This is a genomic window from Pseudomonas sp. Irchel s3h9 (assembly GCF_900187475.1).
Classification (GTDB): Bacteria; Pseudomonadota; Gammaproteobacteria; order Pseudomonadales; family Pseudomonadaceae; genus Aquipseudomonas; species Aquipseudomonas neuropathica.
Map to the genome: position 1 here is coordinate 1 of NZ_FYDH01000021.1, position 25,844 is coordinate 25,844.

Annotated in this window: 18 protein-coding genes; 11 read left to right on the forward strand and 7 right to left on the reverse strand. The window is 58.7% G+C overall.

What is annotated here, in order from left to right; translation table 11 throughout:
* Positions 1-182: 182 nt before the first annotated feature.
* The 4 genes from pgm to CKW26_RS27090 all read right to left on the reverse strand — a co-directional run bounded on the left by pgm (position 183) and on the right by CKW26_RS27090 (position 6,420).
* Positions 183-1,826 (reverse strand): phosphoglucomutase (alpha-D-glucose-1,6-bisphosphate-dependent), encoded by a 1,644-nt coding sequence (gene pgm / locus CKW26_RS27075; protein ID WP_095050842.1) that lies wholly within the window; start codon positions 1,824-1,826, stop codon positions 183-185.
* 105 nt (positions 1,827-1,931) lie between these two features.
* Positions 1,932-3,332, reverse strand: a complete 1,401-nt coding sequence (locus tag CKW26_RS27080; RefSeq protein WP_095050843.1) for a PLP-dependent aminotransferase family protein — start codon at positions 3,330-3,332, stop codon at positions 1,932-1,934.
* A gap of 49 nt (positions 3,333-3,381) precedes the next feature.
* Positions 3,382-4,848, reverse strand: coding sequence for a hypothetical protein (locus CKW26_RS27085; RefSeq protein ID WP_095050844.1), 1,467 nt, complete (start codon positions 4,846-4,848; stop codon positions 3,382-3,384).
* Between the two features lie 549 nt (positions 4,849-5,397).
* Positions 5,398-6,420, reverse strand: a complete 1,023-nt coding sequence (locus CKW26_RS27090; RefSeq protein WP_007914918.1) for a zinc-dependent alcohol dehydrogenase family protein — start codon at positions 6,418-6,420, stop codon at positions 5,398-5,400.
* 270 nt (positions 6,421-6,690) lie between these two features.
* Between CKW26_RS27090 and CKW26_RS27095 the strand changes: the two genes are divergently transcribed.
* The 8 genes from CKW26_RS27095 (at position 6,691) to CKW26_RS27130 (ending at position 17,813) form a co-directional block, all read left to right on the forward strand.
* On the forward strand, positions 6,691-7,605 hold the full coding sequence (locus tag CKW26_RS27095) for a LysR family transcriptional regulator (RefSeq protein ID WP_093431295.1): 915 nt from the start codon (positions 6,691-6,693) through the stop codon (positions 7,603-7,605).
* Positions 7,606-7,943: 338 nt separating this feature from the next.
* A complete protein-coding gene (locus CKW26_RS27100; protein WP_007914923.1) occupies positions 7,944-8,441 on the forward strand; it encodes a PAAR domain-containing protein in 498 nt (165 codons plus the stop codon).
* A gap of 4 nt (positions 8,442-8,445) precedes the next feature.
* Positions 8,446-9,180 (forward strand): hypothetical protein, encoded by a 735-nt coding sequence (locus CKW26_RS27105; RefSeq protein ID WP_007914925.1) that lies wholly within the window; start codon positions 8,446-8,448, stop codon positions 9,178-9,180.
* Positions 9,177-9,692 (forward strand): hypothetical protein, encoded by a 516-nt coding sequence (locus tag CKW26_RS27110; RefSeq protein WP_093431292.1) that lies wholly within the window; start codon positions 9,177-9,179, stop codon positions 9,690-9,692. Before CKW26_RS27105 ends, CKW26_RS27110 begins: the two co-directional genes overlap by 4 nt.
* A gap of 242 nt (positions 9,693-9,934) precedes the next feature.
* The gene (locus tag CKW26_RS27115; protein WP_095050845.1) at positions 9,935-11,674 is read left to right on the forward strand and encodes a dipeptidase; all 1,740 of its coding nucleotides are present in this window, start codon (positions 9,935-9,937) and stop codon (positions 11,672-11,674) included.
* Positions 11,675-11,946: 272 nt separating this feature from the next.
* Positions 11,947-13,200, forward strand: coding sequence for a multidrug efflux RND transporter periplasmic adaptor subunit MexE (gene mexE / locus CKW26_RS27120; protein ID WP_077573018.1), 1,254 nt, complete (start codon positions 11,947-11,949; stop codon positions 13,198-13,200).
* A 15-nt stretch (positions 13,201-13,215) separates the two neighbouring features.
* The gene (locus tag CKW26_RS27125; protein ID WP_095050846.1) at positions 13,216-16,395 is read left to right on the forward strand and encodes an efflux RND transporter permease subunit; all 3,180 of its coding nucleotides are present in this window, start codon (positions 13,216-13,218) and stop codon (positions 16,393-16,395) included.
* Positions 16,392-17,813 (forward strand): efflux transporter outer membrane subunit, encoded by a 1,422-nt coding sequence (locus CKW26_RS27130; protein WP_095050847.1) that lies wholly within the window; start codon positions 16,392-16,394, stop codon positions 17,811-17,813. Before CKW26_RS27125 ends, CKW26_RS27130 begins: the two co-directional genes overlap by 4 nt.
* 206 nt (positions 17,814-18,019) lie before the next feature.
* Here CKW26_RS27130 and CKW26_RS27135 read toward each other — a convergent pair whose 3' ends face one another.
* Genes CKW26_RS27135 through CKW26_RS27145 form a run of 3 tightly spaced genes read right to left on the reverse strand, consistent with a single transcriptional unit; the run spans position 18,020 to position 21,294 of the window.
* Positions 18,020-18,964, reverse strand: coding sequence for an HlyD family secretion protein (locus tag CKW26_RS27135; RefSeq protein WP_095050848.1), 945 nt, complete (start codon positions 18,962-18,964; stop codon positions 18,020-18,022).
* Positions 18,965-18,968: 4 nt separating this feature from the next.
* The gene (locus tag CKW26_RS27140; RefSeq protein WP_007914938.1) at positions 18,969-19,169 is read right to left on the reverse strand and encodes a DUF1656 domain-containing protein; all 201 of its coding nucleotides are present in this window, start codon (positions 19,167-19,169) and stop codon (positions 18,969-18,971) included.
* Positions 19,159-21,294, reverse strand: a complete 2,136-nt coding sequence (locus CKW26_RS27145; protein WP_095050849.1) for an FUSC family protein — start codon at positions 21,292-21,294, stop codon at positions 19,159-19,161. The genes CKW26_RS27140 and CKW26_RS27145 overlap by 11 nt, the downstream gene beginning before the upstream one ends.
* 170 nt (positions 21,295-21,464) lie before the next feature.
* On the opposite strand from CKW26_RS27145, the gene CKW26_RS27150 reads away from it, so the two are divergent.
* The 3 genes from CKW26_RS27150 (at position 21,465) to CKW26_RS27160 (ending at position 25,821) form a co-directional block, all read left to right on the forward strand.
* Positions 21,465-22,520: a tetratricopeptide repeat protein gene (locus CKW26_RS27150; RefSeq protein WP_095050850.1), complete on the forward strand. Its 1,056-nt coding sequence runs from the start codon at positions 21,465-21,467 to the stop codon at positions 22,518-22,520.
* A 131-nt stretch (positions 22,521-22,651) separates the two neighbouring features.
* Positions 22,652-24,154, forward strand: coding sequence for an ATPase domain-containing protein (locus CKW26_RS27155; protein WP_093431272.1), 1,503 nt, complete (start codon positions 22,652-22,654; stop codon positions 24,152-24,154).
* Positions 24,151-25,821: an ATP-binding protein gene (locus tag CKW26_RS27160; RefSeq protein ID WP_095050851.1), complete on the forward strand. Its 1,671-nt coding sequence runs from the start codon at positions 24,151-24,153 to the stop codon at positions 25,819-25,821. Before CKW26_RS27155 ends, CKW26_RS27160 begins: the two co-directional genes overlap by 4 nt.
* Positions 25,822-25,844: the final 23 nt, after the last annotated feature.

Here is a 25,844-nt window from a genome sequence, read left to right on the forward strand (position 1 = left end):
AAAAAGGAAGGAAAGTATTAATATCGCGCATAAGAACGCCGGTTTGTTAGATGTGTTTGCTCGCACGAACATCATCAATCAAATCGGCGTTCTTGTTTCTGTGTTTCCCGGGATTCCGTGAAGAACCAAAAAAAGGGGCAACCATCACGGTTGCCCCTTTTTTCATGCGCTCGCCAACATCATCAGCCGGCGATTGCGCCATCCACCAGCGCCTGCGCTTCGACGACCAATTGCTTGAGGTGGTCGTCACCGATAAAGCTTTCGGCGTAGATCTTGTAGATGTCTTCAGTGCCCGACGGACGCGCGGCGAACCAGCCGTTTTCTGTCATCACTTTCAGACCGCCAATCGCCTGATCGTTGCCCGGTGCATGGCTGAGAATGCTCTGGATCTTCTCGCCAGCCAGTTCGGTCGAAGTGACCTGTGCAGGCGACAACTTGCTCAGCAACGCTTTCTGCTCCGGATTGGCCTTGGCGTCGACACGTACCGAGAACGGCTCGCCCAGCTCATCGGTCAAAGCCTTGTAGGCCTGGCTCGGATCGCGACCGGTGCGTGCGGTCATTTCAGCGGCGAGCAACGCAGGGATCAGACCGTCCTTGTCGGTGCTCCACACGCCACCGTCCTTGCGCAGGAACGATGCGCCCGCGCTCTCTTCGCCACCGAAGCCGAGCGAGCCATCGAACAGTCCGTCGGCGAACCATTTGAAACCGACCGGAACTTCGTACAGACGACGCCCCAAGCGCTTGGCCACGCGATCGATCAGACCGCTGCTGACCACGGTTTTACCCACGCCGGCATCCGCACGCCATTGCGGGCGGTTCTGGAACAGGTAATCGATCGATACGGCCAGATAGTTGTTCGGCGCAAGCAGCCCACCGGACGGCGTGACGATACCGTGGCGGTCGTGATCCGGGTCGCAAGCGAAGGCCACGTCGAAACGTTCTTTGAGACCGATCAGGCCTTGCATCGCGTGGCTGGACGACGGATCCATGCGAATCTGGCCATCCCAGTCGACGGTCATGAAACGGAACGTCGCGTCGACTTCCTTGTTCACCACTTGCAGATCGAGGCGGTAATGCTCGGCAATCGCCGACCAGTAGCGCACCCCTGCTCCACCCAGCGGATCAACGCCCAGACGCAGCTTGGCGTCACGGATGGCGTCGAAGTCGATCACGTTGATCAGGTCGGCGACGTAGGTGTTCACGTAGTCATGACGATGCGTGGTGCTGGCCTTGAGCGCCTGCTCGTAGCTGATGCGCTTCACACCGGCCAGCTTGTTGGCCAGCAATTCATTGGCCTTGGCTTCGATCCACTTGGTAATGTGGGTATCGGCCGGCCCGCCGTTGGTTGGGTTGTACTTGTACCCACCGCTTTGTGGCGGGTTGTGCGACGGCGTGATGACGATGCCGTCAGCCAGGCCCGAAGTACGGCCACGGTTGTAGCACAGAATGGCGTGGGAAATGGCGGGTGTCGGCGTGTACTCATCACCTTCGGCAATCATCACGGTCACACCGTTGGCGGCCAGGACTTCCAGCGCGCTGGCGCCGGCCGGAGTCGACAATGCGTGGGTGTCGATGCCGACAAACAGCGGCCCGGTGATCCCTTGGGCTTCGCGGTACAGACAGATCGCCTGGCTGATGGCCAGAACGTGCCACTCGTTGAAACTCAAGTCGAACGAGCTGCCCCGGTGCCCGGACGTACCGAACGCCACACGCTGAGTGGAAATCGAGGCGTCGGGCTGTCCAGTGTAGTAAGCCGTTACCAGTCGCGGGATATCGACCAACAATTCTGCCGCTGCCGGTTTGCCCGCAAAAGGACTGAGTGTCATGCAAAACCTCTGAAATAGAGTGGTTCAGGAATAGAGCGCAGTTTACTGGCAGTTTGACCGCAGTGCGATGCGATCTATCCGGGACTCTCCCGATGTTTTTTAACGTTAGTCAGCAGGTGCAAGGCGCAAGGCGTCACCGATTAGCCCGACCACACTGGCCAGGTCATGGTCACCATGGCTCAGCGGGCTCAACCGCAGATGATGCGCATGCAGGCTTTGCAGGCTGAATAGCTCGCCAGGTGCAATAACGATCTGCTGCCTGAGCAATCGCTGGAAGACCTGCGCCATGTTCACTGGTCGCAGCGAATGTACCCACACGGTCGCGCCACCCTCGGGCTCGACAACCTGCATCGCATCGCCAAGACGTTCGCGCAACAATTCGATCAATTGCGTACGACGCTCCTTGAGCATTCGCCGCAATACCAATAAATGCTGATCCAGTCGGCCGCCCCCCAACAACCTGGCAATGGCTTTCTGGCGAATCGGCGACAACCGAAACGCGCGCAACAGGAAATGCCGCTGCAACTCACTGCGCCAATGACGCGACAGCACATAACCGAAAGGCGCCTCGGCCCCGACGAACTTTTCGAACGTGGAAAACACCACTAAACGATCGGGGTCCAGCCAGTCGCGCATCCGTTGCGCGTCATTGCCTTCATGGAGTTCGCTGTAACAATCGTTTTCCAGCACCCAGGTACCATGACGTCCAAGCAAATGCGCGACTGCCTGCTGGTTGCTCAGCGGTAGAAGACTGCCCCGGGGCATGCTCAGCACTGACGACAAAAGCATCAAACGTACCGTCTCGCTCTTGAGCACCGACTCCAGCCGCTGAAGATCAATCATGCCCCCGGGGAGCAACGGCAACTCGATGACCCGTACTTCGGCGGCCTCAAGCAGACGCAGGATCACCCAGTCACAGGGCGATTCGACGACCACGGTGGCCCGACGCAACTCAAGCACGGAAATCAGAATTTCCAATACACCGCGCAGGTCTGCGCCGATATAGACGTCATCCGCACGCCAGTAATTGGCCGTGGATGAGGTGTAGCGGGCGGCCAGCACCGTGCGCAACTCCAGCTCTCCACAAGGTTGCACCAACGCATGTGGCTGACGCGGATATTGACGCAGCAATTCCCGCTCCAACATCAATAACGGGCTGTCCAGTGGCTGTAGCGAGGCCGGCTCATCGGCGCTCAGCACGCACATGCCCGGGCGCCTGGCATTGACGTAAACGGTTTCCAGCAGATCACTGCCGCTATCCGGCGAATCCATCATGTGCAGCGCTTGCGCGTAGTACCCGGACTTGGCAATTGAATAGACTCGACCTTCCTTTTCCAGCAGCGAGTAGGCGTACTGGACGGTCGAGATCGACACATTGAGCCGGTCAGACAATTGCCGGAGTGAGGGCAGGCGCACCGCCCCGCTGTTCCCCGCCTCATCTATCAGCAGCGTCAGGTATCGATAAACCGCCTGATAAACGAAGTCATTCTCCCTCGACCCCTTCACAACCCCGTATCCGTGGGCATGGGTTCATCTCCAGGCAAGCGGCTCACGATCAACCTTCCGCCGATCGATCAACGGTCGGCTCGGCCGCCGCGTCAACCGCATCGAGGCTTTGCGCGGCCGATTCTCCAGGCGCAGACATACGAACCGGCCCCATTGCATACAAACGCACAATCAACCTGACCGGCAGCCCACTGACATCCGTCATCCATTTCATGACCTGTTCCGGCGCATGCAGGCCCTGCATCGCCCGGTGCAGATCCGGCAATGCCACCAACATGCCGGGGTGACAATTGCGCAAGAATCGCTCAAGTCCGGCCCCCGCATTAATGAACGGTGAAAACAACAGGCACGTCAGCTGGATTTCATTCAGTTCAAAACTGGCCAGCAGAGAGCTTTCCGCCTGGGCGCGCAGATTCCCGGGCTCCTGCAGATTGTCGAAGCTGACCAGCAACTGTTCGCATACCGGTTCAGGGACCTGTTTTTGCCGCATCGTTATCAGGCTGCTTTTGAGGTAATCACCGACGCCGTCCTCATAGTTTCGCTCCTCGATGATTTGCGCCTGCAAACCTCGTAAATGCGCAGCCACCTTAGGCTCTACGTGTTCGTCATCACCTTGATAAAGCGTCAGATCGTCAACCTGAAACCCCAGAAAATCACTCAACAAAGGCCAGCGCTCTTCGAGTTTGCCGACAATCATGTCGTTGATACTGATAAAGCTGGTACGCCGACAGGCCTCGAATTGCCCCTCCGGACGCCACGCCACCCGCTCCTCTTCGGGATAAAACTCACGGTAATAATCACCACCCAGCCCGTCGAGCAGCGTAAACAGCATTTCAAAGCCGCAAGAACTCACCGGTGGGGCGGCAATCTCAGCCTTCTGCGCGGCACGCCCCAGCCCTTCGAGGAAGATGCTCTGTCGACGCGGGGACTCACTGCCGACCATGGCATCGACGCCATTGTTCCAGCGGGCCACCTGACCATAGAACTCGGCAGTTGCCAGATAAGCGTCATCCCATAGCTCAAGCGGTTCATTCCAGGTTCTGCGATGCCCGATCAGCAGCAGGTTGATACGGTTGGCCTCGCGACCGGCTTCGCTTATGGGTAGCTGGTGATCAAACGGCAATACCTCGCGGTGGTCGACCATCACCAGTTCTACCCGGGGATCGTCATACAGGAACAGTGCGCTGTAGCTGCGATGCATGTTTTGCAAGGACACCTGGCTGCTGCCGTTCCAGCGCAGGTTGGCCACCCGCAACTGAAAGGTCGCGGGTGAACGGCCAGCGATGGTCAACTGCGCCGCCCGCAGTAACGCCAGCGTGTAACAACTGTCGCGCGACCCTGACTGGTTCACCAGCACCTTGAAATGACCGATGTTCTCCATGCCGCCGGCGGCCACTGCCAGTCGCTGGATCAGCAACTGCAGCGCCGTGCGTTCTGCGCGCGAGAAGAAACTCAGCAAACGTTGCAATACTTGCTGGTAGACATAGTTCATTGCCTGATCATGGATCGTGCTCATCGGTATTTACCCGGTATAAAAAGTTTCATGCCGCGCAGACTGACACATCAGCCAAGCGACAATTGATCAATAAGTAATAGACGTTCAGATGCTAACACTTACAAGTTTGAAGTTATTTGAAACACTTGAACTGACAAAGCGCCTTCAGTCGTCCAAAAACAGCCTCAAACCACTGTAATTGTTGGAATATTTTTTTCGGAACGCAGTCCTAGGAAATTTCCCACAGGGTCCCACGCCAAGTGAGCACAAGAAAAAGAGAAGCAGTTTCCGAATAGCCCTACAACAATTAAACAGAAGTTGCCGCGATCAACGGTTTTCGACGCGTTATATCGAACAGGACAAATTGAATGCACAGACATGGCTCATTCCTTGAGATGAAAGTAATCATTCAATTATCAGGGCTTATATTGTGATTAGAAGATACAGATAGAGAGCAAAAACCAGTTCAGTTGCTGAACGGGCCCGGGCATAGCGCCAGGGAGCTCGGTTTTTCAGGGGGAAGGTAAACGCACAAGAGTCCGTGGGGCCACGGACTCTGATTAAAAGGGCTTACGCCGGTTCGACCTGCAGAGCGACCCGTTCGCGGCATGGGCATTCGTCCATGTAACGATGCGCTTCGACGAACTCGTTGAACGGAAATACACGCGTCTTGAGCGGCAGCAGCACGCGGTCAGCGGTCAACTGGTTGATGTCACGCAAGGCACGTTGCAAAGCGACGTGATCCTGAGTGATGCCCAATTCCGGTTTGCCGGTGAAGTTGCCGATGCAGTGCACAAAGAACTGGATGTTCTTCTGGAACGCTGCGCAGGCCGGGAACGGCGTCTGGTTGCCGCCTTGCAAGCCGTATAACACCAGGCTGCCACGTGGCGCCAGCACATCGCCCAACAGCGACATCTGCGGGCCGCCGAGACCGTCGAACACCACGTCGACACCACGGTTGTCGGTGATCTTGTTGATTCGCATCAACAGATCTTCCTCTTCGGTGACGATGACCTTTTCCGCACCAAGGGACAGCAGGTACTCGCGTTCCTCGGCTTCCTTGGTCGCGGCAATCACCCGTACGCCCATCGCCTTGCCCAACTGGACAAACGAAGGACCGGCGCAATGGCTGGCGTCAGTAACCAGTGCGAACTGCCCCGGCTTGACCCGCGCCAGATCGGCGTAGGCAAAGTAGGCGATCAGCAGCGGCGTGTAGTGCACGCTGGCTTCGATCGGGCTGAGCACATCCGGATAACGGGTCAGCGCGGTACGTGGCAGTACGATCGACTCGCCGTAAACCGGGTAGTCGTTCGGGCTTTCAGCCGGGAAACTGGCAACCTTGTCACCAACGGACAGGTCCTCGACATCGGCACCGACAGCAGTGACTACACCGGCCATTTCATGGCCGAGGCCCGATGGCAGACGTGCCTGGGACGAAGCCAGGTTCTGACGCCAGAGGGTGTCGTACCAACTGATGCCGATCGCCTCGACACGCACCTGCACTTCGCCAGGACCTGGCTGAGCGGCCGCATGCTCTTCGCATTTGAGCACCTCGGCCGGACCAAACTTGTGAAAACGGATCGTGCGGGACATCGCAAACCTCGTCAAAGTAACCTCTAATGCCCTGAACTCTATCTGGGCTTTTGACCCAAGACTATCAGTGGCTATTAATAGTCGACATGCCTGTCATTGATTCCGCACCAGGGGCGGCATTGGCAAAATCCATGAAAAAACTGCTGCCAACGTCTCACTCAAGCTGAATTTTCCGGTGCAGAGTACCAGCCTTTCCCCGTAAGATTCATGCCGGCCATTGTTCTCATATGGCCGCTCTCGTCAAGCTTGATGACTCTGCCAGGACTCCAGATGAATCGTAATGACCTGCGTCGTGTCGACCTGAACCTGTTGATCGTATTCGAAACATTGATGCACGAACGCAGTGTGACCCGGGCGGCAGAAAAGCTCTTTCTCGGTCAGCCAGCAATCAGTGCGGCCCTTTCGCGCCTGCGCAGCCTGTTCGATGACCCGCTATTTGTACGCACCGGGCGCAGCATGGAACCGTCCGCCCGCGCGGTGGAAATCTTCGCCCTGCTCTCGCCGGCCCTCGATTCGATTTCGACCGCCGTCAGCCGTGCGGCCGAATTCGACCCGGCGACCAGCACCTCGGTATTTCGCATTGGCCTATCCGACGACGTCGAATTCGCCCTGCTGCCGATGCTGCTCAAGCGCCTGCGCGCGGAAGCACCGGGAATCGTGCTGGTGATCCGTCGCGTCAATTACATATTGATGCCGGGCCTGCTGGCTTCCGGCGAGATATCCATTGGCGTCAGCTACACCACAGACCTGCCGGCCAACGCCAAGCGCAAGGTCCTGCGCCGCAGCGCGCCAAAATTGCTGCGCGCCGATACCGTGCCGGGGCCGTTGAGCCTTGATGACTACTGCGCGCGTCCGCATGCGCTGGTGTCGTTTGCTGGCGATCTCAGTGGCTTTATTGATGAAGAGCTGGAGAAACTGGGGCGCAAACGCCATGTAGTGCTGGCCGTGCCGCAGTTCAACGGATTGAGTACGTTGCTGGCGGGCACTGACATCGTTGCGACCGTGCCGGATTACACGGCGGACGCGTTGACGGCGGCTGGTGGGGTTCGGGCGGAAGATCCGCCGTTGCCGACGCGCACATTTGAACTGCACATGGCGTGGCGTGGGTCGCAGGATAATGATCCGGGTGAGCGGTGGTTGCGGTCGCGGATTCAGATGTTTTTTGGCGATCCAGATAGCCTGTGAATCCGCGCTGGCAGTTCTGAATATTATTGAACGCAAGCGTAGCTTGCGGCATTCTTCGCAACGAAATTTCCAGGGACGGTAAAATTTGATGCGTACTTCACGTATGCAAGCGCTTGTGCCCCTCGCCTCTTCAAACACCACCGGTGTGATTGAAGGCGAACACTCGCATCCGTCCGGATGCACATGGGGTCAATGTCTCGCAGAGCTGACACCACATCCTCACCATTCCCGATTACTACGACCACCAAGGCTGTCGATCCAGCGAACAGCCCTGGCTGTTCTACGATACGGCTATTCATCACGGCTGCCCGATCTGACCTCTTCAAACGGAACTTCGCATGAGCGGAAAACCTGCTGCACGCCTCACGGACCCCACTAGCTGCCCTCTTCCGGGACATGGCACGAATCCCATTGCCAGTGGCTCGCCCAATGTGAACTTTGACGGGCTTGCTGCCGCCCGGATGACCGACAAATCCGCTTGTGGCAGTCCGATCACGGGAGGCGTCAGCTCGACCGTTTTCATCAATGGTTTGAATGCTGCGACGATCGACAGCACGGGCGGACACGGCAACATCGTTGTGGGCGGTTCCGGAACAGTCATCATCGGCGACACCTTCGTCTCGGCACCTTTCAGCGGTCTGCTGCCGATGCCGGTGCACTTCAGCGACAAGATCAAATTGATCGACGAAAGCACCGGTGAGCCCATGCCTAATCATGCCTACGCGATTCAGCGCGCGGACGGCAGTTTCGAGTACGGCACCAGTGATTCGCTGGGGTTCACGCACGTCGTGAGTTCACACGTGGCAGAAACCTTCAAACTATTTCTGGAAGATTGAAAACATGCCGGCAGAGCAAATCCAGCTTCCCAATGGAAATACCGCGAGTCTGGCCGTCACGCCGACGTTAACACTCGTGAAGGACCAGTCGGTAAAGACGGCTCCCGTTCCCGTAAAGAAGGCGATCGTTTTTTTCATTGGTGGGGCTGCCGACCAAGAGAAATACTATTTTCAAGGCGCGTTCCACAATATCGACGACGCAAAAAAACAGCTCGACGGCAAAATTGCGGGCAGCGCCAAGCTGCCGGCGAAATACACGGGGTTCCCTAAAAGTTATAAGGATGCAAGGGGTTCCGGCGATATCCAGACTCACTTCATCGACAACATTCCCAGCAAATCCTGCCCGGTTTACATCGTCGGCCACAGCCTCGGCGGATGGAACGGCGCACATCTGTCACAGATACTTTCCGAAGCCGGTTACACCATCAAATATCTGGTGACACTCGATCCAGTGGGTGAAGGATTCCTGGTATGGCTGGGTTCCGACATCTATTTTTCGGAGCCAACGCCTGTCGCTGAAACATGGATCAACATCCGGGCCAACGCCAGTACACCTGACCAATCTGACGGTGTCGCAGAATTCGGGGAGCGTTGGATGATCGAGTCTGGTCCGACCATCAACAAGACCATTGATAGGCACCATGCATCTGCTGACTGGATGTTTATAGAACCTGTGCAAGGGACGAAGTCCGCCTGCGATCTGATTTTTGACTCAATCAACGGTATTTTCGGCCAATGAACAGCTTCCGCGCGGTCATATACCTGGGCGTTCTACTCTGCACCGGCTGCGTAAAAACGGCCAGCATTCCGCCCGCCGACCTCACGCTATCGTCGTTTGAGCTCGGCCCCGCCAATCTGTTCACGGCACACTTCAACTCCACTGTGGATTTGCAGAACGCATTCAATGATTACGAAAACTCCAACCAGCTCAACCCTACCCTGATCTGCTCTCTCAATCGCGACATGGAGTTCTCATCCGAGCATTCAATCGCGGTAAAAGCTGAAGGGCGAGTGAACGCAAGCGGTCAAGCCAGGCCCAATTACAAGTTTTCCTCCGACCTGATCTTCTACTACACCAATCCGGATGGTACGCAACGCGACTTGAATGACTACGACGCCATCAAACCGTTGCTGACGTCGCAAACTTCGATCCCGTGCAAAGTTCGCATAACCGCCTATGGGTATGAGGCCTATTACACGAATACGTTATTCATCCCCTCCAGGATCATGATTGAACAGATCTTCAGATAGCCGCGCTTTGCTGAACCTGGCGCAAGGATTTGGAGAAGCGCTGGTCGTCAGGTGAGCCCCCATAAAAAAGCCCGGAAACCTTCCCCGGGCTTTTTCATTTGTGCGCCTCTTTTGCATTTTTGTGCGACACATCCCCTTTCAGGACTCCCGCAAGGCTCTGGCACGGTGTTAGCTTGTAAGCGTATGTGTCTCAACCTTGAGGCACGCCTAACTCACTGCCCTGCAAAGGAATGCCCTTCGTAATGAATGTCCCTTTCAAAAAACTGGCTGCCACCACGTTGATGCTGGCCGGTCTTGCCGTGTTCACGGCGCCCGCGCAAGCGAATATCACCCCGCAGCAGAGCGCTGAAATTCTCAAGACTTACAGTGCAGACAAAGCCACAGACTTCCGCCAGTTCCTCGGCAACTTGGGCAAGAGCGATCTGGCGAAAACCGCTGACATTGGTCCGGCGATTGGCGCCTATCTCGATAACAAGACTTTAAACGCCGAGCAGCAGAACGAAATCTATCGTCTGCTGGGTATCTACACGCGAGCGAAATACAGCGCTGCCGCCACTGAAACCCTGCGCGAACTGGTGGAAATCCCGACCTTTCGCAAGGACGGCGTTGAGCAGCACGACAATCCGGAATTCATCAAGATAGCGGCGAAGATCAAAAGTCTCGCCGAGTCGTTCAATCTGAAATTCCGCAACATCGACAACCGCGTCTACGAGATTTCCCTCGATGGCAGTGGCGATGAAGTGGTTGGTATTCACGCGCATGCCGACGTGGTGCCGGTGACGCCGGAAAACTGGGTGCTCAAGGATGGCACCCGCCTCGACCCGTTCAAGATCACCCTGATCGGCGATCGCATGTACGGTCGCGGCACCGAGGATGACAAGAACGGTATCGTCGTCACGCTGTATGCCATGAAAGTCATCAAGGAAGAAAAACTGCCGCTGGTGCGCAACTTCAAGTTGCTGGTCGACACCACCGAAGAAACCACGGGCGACGCGATCCCTTACTACTTCGAACGCAACCCGACGCCAAACTACAACCTGGCGCTGGACGGCGGCTACCCGGTGGTGATTGCCGAGAAAGGCTACGGCACCGTCATGGCCAACTTTGCCAAGCGCAAAGGTGAAGGCAAAGGCGCGGAAATCATCTCGATGACCGGTGGCTTGGCAACCAACCAGATTCCATCGGCGTCGGTCGCCACGCTGGTCACCGACAAGCCTGCGGAACTGGCCGCCAGTCTGCAAAAGGCCGGTGACGAGTTTGCCAAGCGCAATGGCGGCGATTTCCAGGTGAGCGCCAAGGTCGACGGCAAAGACGTCAAACTCACCGTGACTGGCGTATCTGCGCACTCCTCCGAGCCCGAATCCGGGGTCAACCCGGTCGCGCGGATGCTGGTCTTTATCAATAGCCTTGATGGCAAAGTCGCGTTCAAGCACAACCACATCACCGATGCCGCGCGTTACGCTGCCGACAATTGGGGTCTGGATTACCTGGGCAACAAGTTGAATGTCGGTTTCTCCGATGCCTTCATGGGGCCGCTGACGACCTCGCTGACCTACGTCGGCATGGACGAAAAAGCTTTCAAACTCGCAGTCAACCTGCGCGTTCCGAAAGGTAAGTCGCCGGAGAAGCTCAAAGCTGAAATCGCTGAGAAACTGGCGGCGTGGAGCAAAAAGAGCCATGTAGCCGTTGCCTTCGACTATTCGATCGCCGAGCCGATGTACCGCAACCCTGAAGGTGAGTGGGTCAAGGCGCTGCTGGCGGTATCGACTGAAAATCTGGGCATGAAACACGAGTTCGGCACCTCCGCTGGCGCCACCTCGGTGCATGAATTGCCGAACGGTGTGCAGTTTGGTCTGGCCATGCCGAACGTGAAATACACCGGTCACACCGATGGCGAGTTCAAGACTGTGGAGCAATTCGAGCTGGATCTGCAGATCGTGACTGAAATGATCGGACGCATCGGCCAGTTGCCGAAACTCTGACCGTATTGTCGAACCCGCCGCCATGGCGGGTTCGGCATATTTAATCCGCGCATAATCCCCGCCGCGCAGCTTCTCTCCTGACTTTTGCACACCGGGCAACACAGAATTGCCCTCAGAGAGATTGATAGCCACCTAACGAAAGGTGCATGCTAGAGGGCTCGTTCGAGCCTTATATCATTCCGAATGATAGTTACCTTTGCTTCATTCGATTCGTGCCATCACACCCCGCCGAGCATCATCCGCCCATCTTCAATACATTGGCGGATGCATCCATGGAACAGTCACTCAAACATTTGCGCTTCCCGTTGGCCATGTTGGCCGTACTGGTGATGAGCGCCTGCGGCAAGACTCCGGAGACTGCCGCCACTATGCCCGCTGCGAAAGTCAGCGTGGCCAAGGTGCTGGAACAACCGGTCAACGAGTGGGACGAATTCACCGGGCGCCTAGAAGCGCCGGAAACCGTTGAAATCCGTCCACGGGTCTCCGGCCAGATTGATGACGTCGCTTTCACTGAAGGCGCACTGGTCAAGAAAGGCGACCTGCTGTTCCAGATCGATCCGCGTCCATTCCAGGCTGAGGTACGCCGCCTCGAAGCCCTGGTTGCTCAATCCCGCGCCAACGCCACCCGCAGTGAAAACGAAGCCGGTCGTGGTGAACGCCTGCGTGCCAGCAACGCCATTTCCGCCGAACTGGCCGACTCGCGCACCAGCGCCGCTCAAGAAGCCCGCGCCGCCGTCGGAGCCCTGCAAGCGCAACTGGATCTGGCCAAACTGAACCTCAGCTTCACCCGTGTCACCGCGCCGATCAGTGGCCGCGTCAGCCGTGCCGAGATCACCGCCGGTAACCTGGTGACCGCCGACACCACGCCGCTGACCAGTGTGGTTTCCACCGACCGTGTTTATGCCTACTTCGACGCCGACGAGCGTGTGTTCCTCAAATACACCCAACTCGCCCGTAACGGTCAGCGCGGCGCGACCACCCCGGTGTACATGGGCCTGTCCAACGAAGACGGCAACCCGCACCTCGGTCAGATGAATTTCGTCGATAACCAGGTCAACCCGAAAACCGGCACCATCCGTGGTCGCGCGGTGTTCGACAACAGCGATGGCACCTACACCCCGGGCCTGTACGCACGCCTGAAACTGGTCGGCAGCGGCACCTACAACGCCATGCTGATCAACGATGAAGCGGTCGGCACTGACCTGGGCAAGAAGTTCGTACTGGTGATGGATGCGGACAACAAAACCGCATACCGCGCCGTTGAACTGGGTCCGAAGATCGAAGGCCTGCGCATCGTCCGTAACGGCCTGAACAAGGACGACACGATCATCGTCAAGGGTCTGCAACGGGTTCGTCCTGGCTCCCCGGTTACCCCTGAAGTGGTGCCGATGGCCAGCGAACAGACCATCGCGGCACTCGCTCAACAACGTCAAGCGCTGGAAGCCAGCAACCTGCCCAAAGTCGCCCCTGCCAAAGGCGCGTCCGGTTCGGTTGTGAAGCTGGCTGCTACGACCCCACGCGGTTAAGGGACGACAACTCCGATGAATTTTTCCCAATTCTTCATTTCACGGCCGATCTTCGCAGCGGTGCTGTCGCTGTTGATCCTGATCGCCGGTGCGATCTCGCTGTTCCAGCTACCGATCAGCGAATACCCGGAAGTCGTGCCACCGACCGTGGTGGTGCGTGCCAACTTCCCGGGCGCCAACCCTAAAGTCATCGGTGAAACCGTGGCCGCTCCGCTGGAGCAAGCCATCACCGGCGTCGAGAACATGCTGTACATGTCCTCGCAGTCGACCGCCGACGGCAAGATCACCCTGACCATTACCTTCGCTCTGGGCACTGACCTGGACAATGCGCAGGTGCAGGTGCAAAACCGGGTGACCCGCACCGAGCCGAAGCTTCCCGAGGAAGTGACGCGCATCGGTATCACCGTCGACAAAGCGTCGCCCGACCTGACCATGGTTGTGCACTTGACCTCCCCGGACAAGCGCTACGACATGCTCTACCTGTCCAACTACGCAATCCTCAACATCAAGGATGAGCTCGCTCGTCTGAACGGTGTCGGCGACGTACAGCTGTTCGGTATGGGCGACTACTCGCTGCGTGTCTGGCTTGACCCGAACAAGACCGCTTCGCGCAATCTGACGGCGACTGATGTGGTCACGGCAATTCGTGAACAGAACCGTCAAGTCGCGGCCGGTCAACTCGGTGCGCCCCCTGCCCCGAATGCCCAGAGCTTCCAGCTGTCGGTCAACACTCAGGGCCGACTGGTCAGCGAGGAAGAGTTCGAGAACATCATTATTCGCGCAGGCGACAACGGTGAAATCACTCGCCTCAAAGACATCGCTCGCGTTGAGCTGGGCTCCAGCCAATACGCGCTGCGTTCGTTGCTGGACAACCAGCCGGCAGTGGCCATTCCGATCTTCCAGCGCCCAGGCTCCAATGCCATCGACATCTCGAACGAAGTTCGCGGCAAGATGGACGAGCTGAAGAAAAACTTCCCGCAAGGCATGGACTACAGCATCGTCTATGACCCGACGATCTTCGTGCGCGGTTCGATCGAGGCGGTGGTTCACACCCTCTTCGAAGCACTGATTCTCGTGGTACTGGTGGTGATCCTGTTCCTGCAAACCTGGCGCGCCTCGATCATTCCGTTGGTGGCGGTACCGGTATCGTTGATCGGTACGTTTGCGGTGATGCACCTGTTCGGCTTCTCACTCAACGCTTTGTCGCTGTTCGGCCTGGTACTGGCGATCGGTATCGTAGTGGACGACGCCATCGTGGTGGTGGAGAACGTCGAACGGAACATCGAACTCGGACTGACACCGGTCGAAGCAACCAAACGGGCGATGCGTGAAGTGACCGGCCCGATCATCGCGACGGCGCTCGTGCTGTGTGCGGTGTTTGTTCCGGCAGCGTTTATCTCCGGCCTCACCGGGCAGTTCTACAAGCAGTTCGCACTGACCATTGCAATCTCGACCGTGATTTCGGCGTTCAACTCGCTGACCCTGTCGCCAGCACTGGCCGCCGTGTTGCTGAAAAGCCATGACGCACCGAAAGACCGCTTCTCCAAAGTGCTCGACAAGATCTTCGGTGGCTGGTTGTTCCGTCCGTTCAACCGTTTCTTCGACCGTGCCAGCCATGGCTATGTCGGCACCGTGCGCCGGGTTATCCGTGGCAGCGGCATCGCCCTGCTGCTGTACGCAGGCCTGATGGTGCTGACCTTCTTCGGTTTCTCCAGCACCCCGACCGGTTTCGTACCCGGCCAGGACAAGCAATACCTGGTGGCTTTCGCGCAATTGCCAGACGCTTCTAGCCTGGATCGCACCGAAGACGTGATCAAGCGCATGTCTGACATGGCGCTGAAACAGCCAGGCGTGGAAAGCGCCGTAGCGTTCCCGGGCCTTTCGATCAACGGCTTCACCAACAGCCCGAACGCCGGCATCGTCTTCGTGACGCTGAAACCGTTCGACGAGCGTAAAGACCCGAGCATGTCCGCCGGTGCGATTGCCGGGGCCTTGAACGGCCAGTACGCGAACATTCAAGAGGCGTACATGGCGATCTTCCCGCCACCGCCGGTACAAGGTCTGGGCACCATTGGTGGTTTCCGCCTGCAAATCGAAGACCGGGGCAACCTGGGCTACGACGAGCTGTACAAAGAAACCATGAACATCATCAACAAGAGCCACAGCGTGCCGGAACTGGCCGGGCTGTTCACTAGCTACACCGTGAACGTGCCTCAGGTCGATACCGCCATCGACCGTGAAAAAGCCAAGACTCACGGCGTGGCTGTCAGCGACATCTTCGACACCCTGCAGATCTACCTGGGTTCGCTGTATGCCAACGACTTCAACCGCTTCGGGCGCACCTATCAGGTCAACGTTCAGGCCGAGCAACAGTTCCGCCTCGAATCCGATCAGATCGGTCAGCTGAAAGTACGCAACAACAAAGGCGAAATGATCCCGCTGGCGACCTTCATCAAGGTCAGCGACACCTCGGGTCCGGATCGCGTGATGCACTACAACGGCTTCATCACTGCAGAAATCAACGGCGCGGCTGCCCCGGGCTACAGCTCCGGCCAGGCCGAGAAAGCCATCGAGAAACTGCTGAAGGATGAACTGCCAAACGGCATGACCTACGAGTGGACCGACCTGACCTACCAGCAGATCCTGTCCGGCAACACCGCGCTGTTCGTGTTCCCGCTCTGCGTACTGCTGGCGTTCCTGGTGCTCGCCGCTCAATACGAAAGCTGGAGCCTGCCACTGGCGGTGATCCTGATCGTACCGATGACCCTACTGTCGGCCATCACCGGTGTGATCATCTCGGGCGGTGACAACAACATCTTCACCCAGATCGGCTTGATCGTACTGGTGGGACTTGCCTGTAAGAACGCGATTCTGATCGTCGAGTTCGCCAAGGACAAACAGGAAGAAGGTCTCGATCCGCTCGCGGCGGTACTCGAAGCCTGCCGTCTGCGTCTGCGGCCGATCCTGATGACTTCCTTCGCGTTCATCATGGGTGTGGTGCCACTGGTGTTCTCCAGCGGTGCCGGTGCCGAGATGCGTCACGCCATGGGTGTGGCGGTGTTCTCCGGCATGCTCGGGGTGACCTTCTTCGGTCTGTTGCTGACGCCAGTGTTCTACGTACTGATCCGTAACTTCGTTGAACGCCGTGAGGCCCGCAAAGCGGCCAAGGCCATGAAACTGGAGGCGCAACAATGAGTCTGAAAGTCTTCCTGCCGAGTCTGCTGGTGCTGGCCCTCAGTGCCTGCGCCGTCGGCCCCGACTACAAGACCCCAGCCACGGAGGCGGCCAATATCACGGCCGCCTCCGACGGCGCCGCCGGGCAAAAGAACTTCGACCGTTCTAAATTCGAAGGCATCTGGTGGCAGCAATTCGACGATCCGACCCTCAACCAGTTGGTGACCCAATCACTGCAAGGCAACCGTGAACTGCGCGTGGCGTTCGCGCGCTGGAAAGCCGCCCGGGCGATCCGCGACGACGCCAGCAACGATGCGATGCCGACCATCACCAGCCGCGCCAGCAGTGATCTGGCCAAGGGGCAAATCCCTGGCCAGACCACCGACCGGGTCAATAGCGAACGCTATGACCTCGGACTGGACATGGCCTGGGAGCTGGACCTGTTTGGCCGCATCCAGCGCAATCTGGAAGCCAGCGACGCCGACCAGCAAGCGGCCGAGGCCGATCTGTACCAACTGCAAGTCACCATGATTGCCGAACTGGTGGACGCTTATGGTCAACTGCGTGGTGCGCAACTGCGCGAAAAGATCGCCGTGGCCAACCTGAAAAACCAAGAAGAGTCGCGCAAGATCACCATCAGCCTGAGAGACGCCGGTGTCGGTGATCAGCTCGATGTCGAGCGCGCCGATGCGCGTCTGGCCAACGTTGAAGCCACCGTGCCGCAGTTGCAGGCGGAACAGGTTCGGCAGAAAAACCGCATCGCCACCCTGCTCGGTGAGCGTCCGGACAAGCTGACCGTTGATCTGAGTCCAAAAGACTTGCCAGCGATTGCCAAAGCCTTGCCGATCGGTGACCCGGGCGAACTGCTGCAACGTCGTCCGGACATCCTCAGCGCGGAACGCAACCTGGCTTCGGCCACAGCGCGCATCGGCGTCGCGAAAGCCGATCTGTTCCCACGGGTCAGCCTTAGCGGCTTCCTAGGCTGGACAGCCGGGCGTGGTTCGCAAATCGGTTCCTCGGCGGCCAACGCCTGGGCACTTGGCCCGAGCATCACATGGGCCGCGTTCGACCTTGGCAGCGTACGCGCGCGTTTGCGTGGCGCCGATGCTGAAGCCGAAGGCGCATTGGCGACTTACGAGCAACAAGTGCTGCTGGCACTGGAAGAATCGGAAAACGCCTTCAGCGATTACGGCAAGCGTCAGCAACGCCTGATCTCGTTGATCCGTCAGAGTGAATCAAGCCGCAAGGCGGCTGACCTGGCTGAAATCCGCTATCGCGAAGGCACCACGGACTTCCTAGTGCTGCTCGACGCTCAGCGTGAACGTCTGAACGCCGAAGACAGTCAGGCCCAGGCCGAAGTTGACCTGTATCGCGGCATTGTCGCGATCTACAAGGCCCTTGGCGGCGGCTGGCAACCGGAGACTGTCGCCAGCAAGTAATCGATTGTTAAAGAGCTCCTTTGGTTGGCCGCAACCAACCAAATTTTTTGCCCCGCGTATCATTCGGTCGCGGGGCTTTTTTATGCCTCGCCACATCACCCGAACGCCACTGTTCCCCTGTAGGAGCTGCCGAAGGCTGCGATCTTTTGACTTGCCTTTAAAAGAGCAGATCAAAAGATCGCAGCCTTTGGCAGCTCCTACAGGGATCAGTTCTCCAGCACAGTGACGGTCGCTGTGGTGCCCGCACGCAGGCGGTTCTTGCCGGCATAGTCGCCATCAATGTCGATCCGCACCGGCACCCGTTGCGCCAGTTTCACCCAGGTGTAACTCGGGTTGATGTTGGCCAGCAGCCGACTGCCCGGCGCGTTTTCGCGGTCGGCAATGGCGAAGGCAATGCTCTGCACCGTGCCGCCGAAAATCTCCCCGCTCATCAATTGCACGCGGACCCGATCGCCCTCGCCGATTCGTGGCAGTTTGGTTTCTTCGAAATAACCACTGATGTAGAACGAGTCACTGTCGACCAGCGCCAACAAAGCACCGCCGCTCACCGCGTAGTCACCTTCACGGGTCAGGAGGTTGGTCACGTAACCGCTGACTGGCGACTCGACGCGGGTGCGCTGTAAATCCAGTTCGGCCTGGGTCAGTGCGGCAATCGCCAACTGCACGTTGGCCTCAGCGAGGCCGAGATTGGCTTGATTGCGCAGCAGATCCGCCTGGGCCACCGCCACATCGGTACTGGACTTCTCCCACTCCTCCCCGGAAATCGCAAAACCCTGCTTGAGCGTACGCCGTCGACGTTCTTCGCTTTGCCGCTGCTTGAGTAAGGCTTCGCTGGCAACAATGGCCGCTTGCGACTGCCCCAGCGTTGCCTTCGCCACTTCCACCGAACGCCGCGAGTGCTCCACCGCGAGGCGATAGCGCGCCGGGTCGATCTCCATCAACAGTTGCCCCTTCTGCACATGCTGGTTGTCCTGCACCGCCAGACTGACAATACGCCCCGACACATCCGCCGACAGCGTCACCACGTCTGCCCTGACCCGGGCATCGCGAGTCCATGGCGCGCGCGTGTAATGTTCCCAGGCAAACCAGCCGAGGACGATCGCCAGCAGCACCACCGCCAACGTGATCAATCGCGTGAATAGCACTTTCAAGGCATCAGGCTCCCATCAGCAAAATCAGCGTGGCACACACACAGGCATACAAGGCGCCCTCAAACAGCGCCTCATGCCAGACCAGACGCAACACGCCCAAACGCCGCAATCCCCAGTCCAGCAGCATGAATATCGGGATGGCCAACAATAGCGCCTGAGCAATGGGCGGCAGATAGACACCGCCAATCTCGAAATCAATGGGCAAGGGCTGCTTCTCCTTCCGGAACAGAATGCTGGATGGCGTCACCGTGGCGCTGCAGGAATGACACCACGATCAGCAGGGCCACGCGCATACGAAACAGCGACCACACATGCTCATGGCTGGCGACGTGCAGTTCATCCAGCTCGTCGCCCAATGTGTGCAGGGTGGCCAGCAATGGCGCCAGTTGAACGTCCTGCCGCCCGGCGACAAAGCGCCCGGTCTTGCGCACGGCCGAAGCCAGACGCTGATTGAAAGCGTCCGTCAGCAATGCATTGTTGTGTGCCTGCTGCCTCAATTGATGCATCGCTACACCCAGAGCTACGCAAGCCAGGCTGATTTCATACAGTTGCTGCATGGGCCGGCTGTTCACCGCCGGCAGCAGGCCGAGCATGCTGGTCAGGCGATCGACCATGCGGCTTTCAAAGGCAAACTGTTGCTCATCGGTCGCGGGCGTTTTGGTCAGCGCATACACCTGCTCACGCGCTTCGTTATACAAACGGCGAAGGCGCCACGCCGGGCGAAACGGGAAAATCCACGCATAAACGATCAGGGCAAGCATGGCCGCACTGACATAGGCGCCGGCAAATTCGAACCATTGAATCGCCGTGTTCTGCCCGGTACCGACATTCTGCGGGCCGAGCATCAGGAAACTCGACAACCCCAGCCCCATGCCGATCCCCGCCGTCGCCGGGCTGGCCAGACCGATTGCGATCACATACAGCAGCGGCGCCAGCAGCATTGCCAGCAGCTCGAAATCACTGATCGCCGGCACCAGCATGAATTGGTAGAACGCCGAGACCACCAGCGCCAGCCCCAGGCCACGGGCGTAACTCTGCGCGGCCATCAGCGGACGCGGGAACGTCGCCATCAGCGAGCAGAGGATTCCCACCAGAATCATCCCGCCCCGCGCGCCGTCCCACGCGGTTTCGATCCAGATCAATCCGGCGACCAGCAGCGCGGTGAACGCACGGATCGCATTCATCGACGCCAGGGTGAAATCCAGATGCAGAGGGCTGACCTGACCGCGATAAAGACAACTGGCCTCACGCCCTTCCTGAATCGCATCGCTCAGCTCAAGGATTTGCTCCAGTTGCTGCAATAGCCGCGCCTGTTCCCAGCGCAGCGCCCAGGCCAGCGAGCGCAAGGTGGCGCTCATGTTTTCAGTCAACTGCTCGGCCTGATACGCCAACGCCTCGAACTGTTGTTGCAGCTTGACGAAGTGCTGGCGTGCGGGTTCGGGTAGCGCTCGCCCTTGCTCTGCCAACTGATCGAGCAGCGCCAGCTCTTCGGCGCGCAAGCGCTGGATATCCAGCGGCAGATCGCCTTCCCAGCGTTCGGTAAGCAGTTCGCGCTGATGACGTAATGCGGTCAACCGAGAGGTCAGCAGCATCAGTTGGTTGCCCAACAGCAGCACCAGATGGCTGGCACTGCGTAAGCGCGGCGCATCGAAATACAAGTGCCGCCGCAGGCCTTCAAGGGCGCTGATCTCGCCGAGCAGTTGCATTTGCCGGCGCTGGAACTCCGCTTCGCTTTCTTCCGTACGAAGCACGGCGGCGGCATGGCTGGCGGCCAGTTTGATCACCTGATCGACTTTGGCGAAATACCCCTTGGCCACCGCTTGCGGCCTCGCCGTCAGCAGACTGACCACACATACACACGCCACGGCCAGCAAGGTTTCCGTGACGCGGGTTACCGCCAACAGAAACGTGCCGTCCTGGTCGGGAATTGCCAATAGCGCCACGACCACAGCGGTGTAACCACTGAGCACAAACGCTTGCGAGCTGGTGTAGCGCAGCAACGTGCCGCCGGCCGTGCACAGCGCCAGCCACAGGGCCAGAGTGGTAATGAATGGCAGCGGGGCCTGGGGAAAGATCGCCATGATCACTACTGCCACCGCTGCCCCAAGCGTCGTGCCGATCACCTGGCCGAAACTGCGTGCCAGCGCCATTCCGGCCAACGGCTGGCTGACAATGACCACCGCCATGATCGACCACTTGGGCTGATCGAGATCGAACAGAAACGCCAGATACAGCGTCAGCAACCCCGCCGCAATGGTCCGCAGGGCAAACAGCAGGACGGCCTGACCGGGGTGGATCACGGCCTTGAAGTAATTGAACAGGGCTTGCATGGGTAGACTCATCGAAGCGACTTCTGCAAGCGTAGACACTGCAACGAAAGCCTGACGGGTAACTGAGTCGACGCAGTTTGTAGGGCGATTCGCATGCAAGAGTTTGACTCATGGCCGAAGCTGACCGAAGCTTGCCGCTCTGCTCAAGAACGCCTGTTTCGGAAACCTGCATGCCTCAGTCTCGCCGCTACTTGCTTATCAGCCTGGGCCTTGTGCTTATCGTCATTGTCGCGTGGTTGTCCGTGCGCAGCACCGTGCCGGTCATACCTGATGCGATCAAACACGGCTATAGCGAGGCGTTGGATGCCGCGCGCAAGGGGCAACCGGGCGCGGCGCGTCAGTTGTATCAACAACTGGGCCGTCCGGACATTTCGGTCAAGCGCCGCGTGTGGCTGCATGGCGAGCTGCCTAACTATCCGAGTCCACAGGCGTTGAAGCTGGCCGACACAGACCTGCAAAACGAATCCCCCGCCGTGCGCCTGGCGGCGATCAAAAGCGTGGTCGGACTGGTGCCAGGCGGGCAACGAAGCCTGTTGCTCGGGCCAATGCTCGAGGATGAGGATCAAACTGTTCGCTTCGCCGCGATCAACGCCCTGCTTGGCTTGACCCCGGATGAGCTGGGGCTGTATTTCGCGCCGCTGCAACAAGCGATCGACGGTTGGGAGCAAACGCTCAAGGCCCTGCCGGAAAGCGCTGCCAACTACGCGCAACTGGCTCGACTGCATCTACACAACGCCGAACTCAAGGAGGCACAGGTCGCGCTTGAGAATACCCTGCGCATGGATCCCGGCAATCTGCAGGCGCTGGTGATGCAGATCGATGTCCTCGATCGCCAGGGCCAAACCGATGCCGCCCGCCAATTGCTGGGCCAGCAACTCAAGGCACAACCTGACTCGGCTTATCTGCAACATGCCTTGGGCCTTTGGCTGTTGCACCACGATCAGCGCGAATACGCCCTGCTCGGTTTGTCCAAAGCGGTGGAGCTTGAGCCGGACAACAAGGATTATCGCTACGACCTCGCCACCACCCTGCACAGCGCCGAAGAACTGGAAGCGGCGCAGAAGCAGTTGCAGGAAATCGTCCAGCGCCACCCCGCCGACCGCAAGGCGCGGGTCTTGCTGATCAATTACTGGAAGGAAAGCGGACAACTGCAGAATGTGCAGATCCTGCTGGCGCAACTGGAACAGCTGAACCCCGATGATCCTGCGTTACAGCAAGGCCTCTGAAGTACTTTTGACCGCTCGTTGGACACATCCGGCAAGGAATTTCGGAACTGCCATCACGCCATAGGGTCAAGTTAATCAGGCCGCTCAATTAATTGGCGGCCTCGCTTCCCTTAGTCATGAGAGGGCATTTTTTGTCTACTTCTAACGAGTTGATCAGTGCGAAAGCCGCTACCGGCATTGTGGGTCTGGATGACATCCTGGCCGGTGGTTTGTCTCGCGGTCATGTTTTTTTGCTGGAGGGTGAGCCCGGAACCGGCAAAACCACGGTCGCTTTGCATTTTCTCCTGGCCGGCGCGAAAGCCGGCGAACGCTCGTTGTACATCACGCTCTCGGAAACCGAGCGCGAACTGAGGCAAGGGGCGTCGTCCCACGGCTGGACGCTGGATGACAACATCAAGATCTTCGAGCTGACGCCCCCGGAAAGCCTGCTCAATGCTGAGCACCAGCAGAGCCTGCTGTATTCCTCCGACCTGGAACTGGGCGAAGCCACCAAGCAGATTTTCGAAGCGGTCGAACGTTTCAAGCCCACGCGTGTGGTGCTCGACAGCCTGTCGGAGATCCGCTTGCTGGCACAAAGCTCTTTGCGTTATCGCCGGCAGATTCTGGCCATCAAGCATTACTTCGTGCGCTACAACGCCACGGTACTGCTGCTTGACGACTTGACCACCGAATCCCTCGACAAAACCGTGCACAGTGTGGCCCACGGGGTGATCCGCCTCGAAGAGCTGACGCCTAACTACGGCGCCGAGCGGCGGCGCGTGCGAGTGGTCAAGTACCGGGGCCAGAAATATCGCGGCGGTTTCCACGACTTCACCATCATGGGCGACGGCGTGCACGTATTCCCGCGTCTGGTGGCGGCTGAACACCGTGGCGACTATGCGCGTTTGCAACTGTCCAGTGGCATCCCGGAAATGGACGCCCTGCTCGGCGGCGGCATCGAGACCGGCTCCAGCACGCTGATTCTCGGCCCTGCCGGTACCGGTAAATCGCTGATCTCGATGATCTTCGCCGCCGCTGCGGTGCTCCGTGGCGAGAAAGCCGCACTGTTTATCTTCGATGAAGAACTCGGCCTGCTGTTCGAGCGCATGAAAAACATCGGCATCGACCTCAAGGCCCTGCAGGCGACCGGCAATCTGTTGATCGAACAGGTCGACGCCGCCGAACTGTCACCGGGCGAGTTCTCCCACCGCGTGCGGCGCTGCGTCGATGAAGGTCAAATCAAAACCGTGGTTATCGACAGCATCAACGGCTATCAGGCAGCAATGCCGGAAGAGAACGCGCTGGTGCTGCACATGCACGAACTGTTGCTGTACCTGAACCGCAAAGGCGCGGCGACGTTCATGACGGTTGCCCAGCATGGTCTGGTCGGCGACATGCAAGCGCCGGTCGACATTACTTATCTGGCTGACACGGTGATTCTGTTGCGCTACTTCGAAGCACTAGGCAAAGTCCGCCGCGCGATCTCGATCATCAAGAAACGCACCGGCAGCCACGAATCGACCATTCGTGAATACCGCATTTCCACGCAAGGCATGACCATCGGCGAACCGCTGGAAGCCTTTCAGGGCGTACTGCGCGGTGTCCCGACATACCTCGGCGCGAGTAATCCGTTACTGCAGGAAGAGCGCTTGTGACGGTTCAAGTGCCGCTGGCCGAACGGGCGCTGATTCTGGCGCCCGTGGGTCGCGACAGCCAGATTGCGCTGATGATCCTCAACGAGGCGGGTTACGGCGGAGTCGTCACGCCAAGTCTGGGTGCGCTGTGCAAGGAAATCGAAATCGGTGCCGGCCTGGTGCTGGTCGCCGCCGAAGCCTTGCGCGGGCCGGAACTGGAAGCGCTGTTCCTGTATCTGGAAGAGCAACCTGCCTGGTCGGATCTGCCGATTGTGCTGTTGACCCATCACGGCGGTCAGGAACAGGGCCCCTCCTCACGCCTCAGCGATCTGCTGGGCAACGTGACGTTCCTTGAGCGACCGTTTCATCCGGCGACGCTGGTCAGTATGGTTTCCGCCGCATTGCGCGGCCGCCGACGACAATACGAAGCCCGCGACCGGCTGATCGATCTGAGTGAGAGCGAACGGCGCCTGCAATCGACGCTGGAAACCCTTGAGCAACAGGTCGAAGAGCGCACCGCACAACTGCGCCACAACGAAGAAGCGCTGCGCCAATCACAGAAAATGGAAGCGGTCGGCCAACTCACCGGTGGTATCGCCCACGACTTCAACAACATGCTCACTGGCATCATCGGCAGTCTTGAGTTGTTGCGTCGACGTCTGGCCCGTGGTCGCACCGATGACCTCGACAGCCTGATTGATCTGGGCGTGACTTCGGCCAATCGTGCCGCCGGCCTGACCCACCGCTTGCTGGCGTTTTCGCGTCGGCAGTCGCTCGATTCAAAAGCCGTGCAGATGAACACCCTGGTGCAGTCCATGGGCGAGTTGCTGCAACGCAGCCTCAACGAAAGCATTCAGCTGGACATGCGCCTCAACGACAATCTGTGGGTTGCGGAGGCGGATCCCAATCAACTGGAAAGCGCCCTGCTCAACCTGGTGATCAATGCCCGCGACGCGATGCCCGACGGCGGCAAACTGGTGGTCGAGACCAGCAACCAGGTGCTCAAGCGCGAATTCACCGAGGCTTACAACAACCTCGAACCCGGTGATTACGTGATGCTCAGCGTCACCGACAACGGCAGTGGCATGCCACAAAGTGTCATCAACCGTGCGTTCGATCCGTTTTTCACCACCAAACCGATCGGCCAGGGCACGGGACTGGGCCTGTCGATGATCTACGGTTTCAGCAAGCAGTCACGCGGCCATGTCTCGATCGACAGCGAGATCGATGAAGGCACCACAGTGAGACTGTACTTGCCGCGCTTTCGCGGCGAAGAACTGGCCAGCCCCGTCGCCGATATTCCGCAATTGCCGGATGCGCTTGACGGCGAAACCGTGCTGATCGTCGAAGACGACCCGGCCGTGCGCGTGCTGGTTTGCGCGGTACTCGGTGAGTTGGGTTATGCCTTCGTCGAGGCCTGGGATGCGGACAGCGCGGTGCCGATTCTGAATTCGACGCAGCGCATCGATCTGCTGATCAGTGATGTCGGTCTGCCGGGCATGAACGGCCGGCAACTGGCGGAGGTTGGTCGACAATATCGGCCAGGTCTGAAGGTCCTGTTTATCACCGGATACGCCGAGCACGCGGGAGTGCGTGGCGGGTTCCTCGATTCGGGGATGCAGATGATCACCAAGCCGTTCACTTTCGATCTGTTGACCGCCAAGGTGCGGGAGATGATCAAAAGCTGATATTACTGAAACTGTAGGAGCTG

Coding starts and splice junctions, on each gene's coding strand:
- pgm (WP_095050842.1), bottom strand. CDS start 1,826: ATGACACTCAGTCCTTTTGCGGGCAAACCGGCAGCGGCAGAATTGTTG.
- CKW26_RS27085 (WP_095050844.1), bottom strand. CDS start 4,848: ATGAGCACGATCCATGATCAGGCAATGAACTATGTCTACCAGCAAGTA.
- CKW26_RS27090 (WP_007914918.1), bottom strand. CDS start 6,420: ATGTCCCGCACGATCCGTTTTCACAAGTTTGGTCCGGCCGAGGTGCTC.
- CKW26_RS27095 (WP_093431295.1), top strand. CDS start 6,691: ATGAATCGTAATGACCTGCGTCGTGTCGACCTGAACCTGTTGATCGTA.
- CKW26_RS27100 (WP_007914923.1), top strand. CDS start 7,944: ATGAGCGGAAAACCTGCTGCACGCCTCACGGACCCCACTAGCTGCCCT.
- CKW26_RS27105 (WP_007914925.1), top strand. CDS start 8,446: ATGCCGGCAGAGCAAATCCAGCTTCCCAATGGAAATACCGCGAGTCTG.
- CKW26_RS27110 (WP_093431292.1), top strand. CDS start 9,177: ATGAACAGCTTCCGCGCGGTCATATACCTGGGCGTTCTACTCTGCACC.
- CKW26_RS27115 (WP_095050845.1), top strand. CDS start 9,935: ATGAATGTCCCTTTCAAAAAACTGGCTGCCACCACGTTGATGCTGGCC.
- mexE (WP_077573018.1), top strand. CDS start 11,947: ATGGAACAGTCACTCAAACATTTGCGCTTCCCGTTGGCCATGTTGGCC.
- CKW26_RS27125 (WP_095050846.1), top strand. CDS start 13,216: ATGAATTTTTCCCAATTCTTCATTTCACGGCCGATCTTCGCAGCGGTG.
- CKW26_RS27130 (WP_095050847.1), top strand. CDS start 16,392: ATGAGTCTGAAAGTCTTCCTGCCGAGTCTGCTGGTGCTGGCCCTCAGT.
- CKW26_RS27145 (WP_095050849.1), bottom strand. CDS start 21,294: ATGCAAGCCCTGTTCAATTACTTCAAGGCCGTGATCCACCCCGGTCAG.
- CKW26_RS27150 (WP_095050850.1), top strand. CDS start 21,465: ATGCCTCAGTCTCGCCGCTACTTGCTTATCAGCCTGGGCCTTGTGCTT.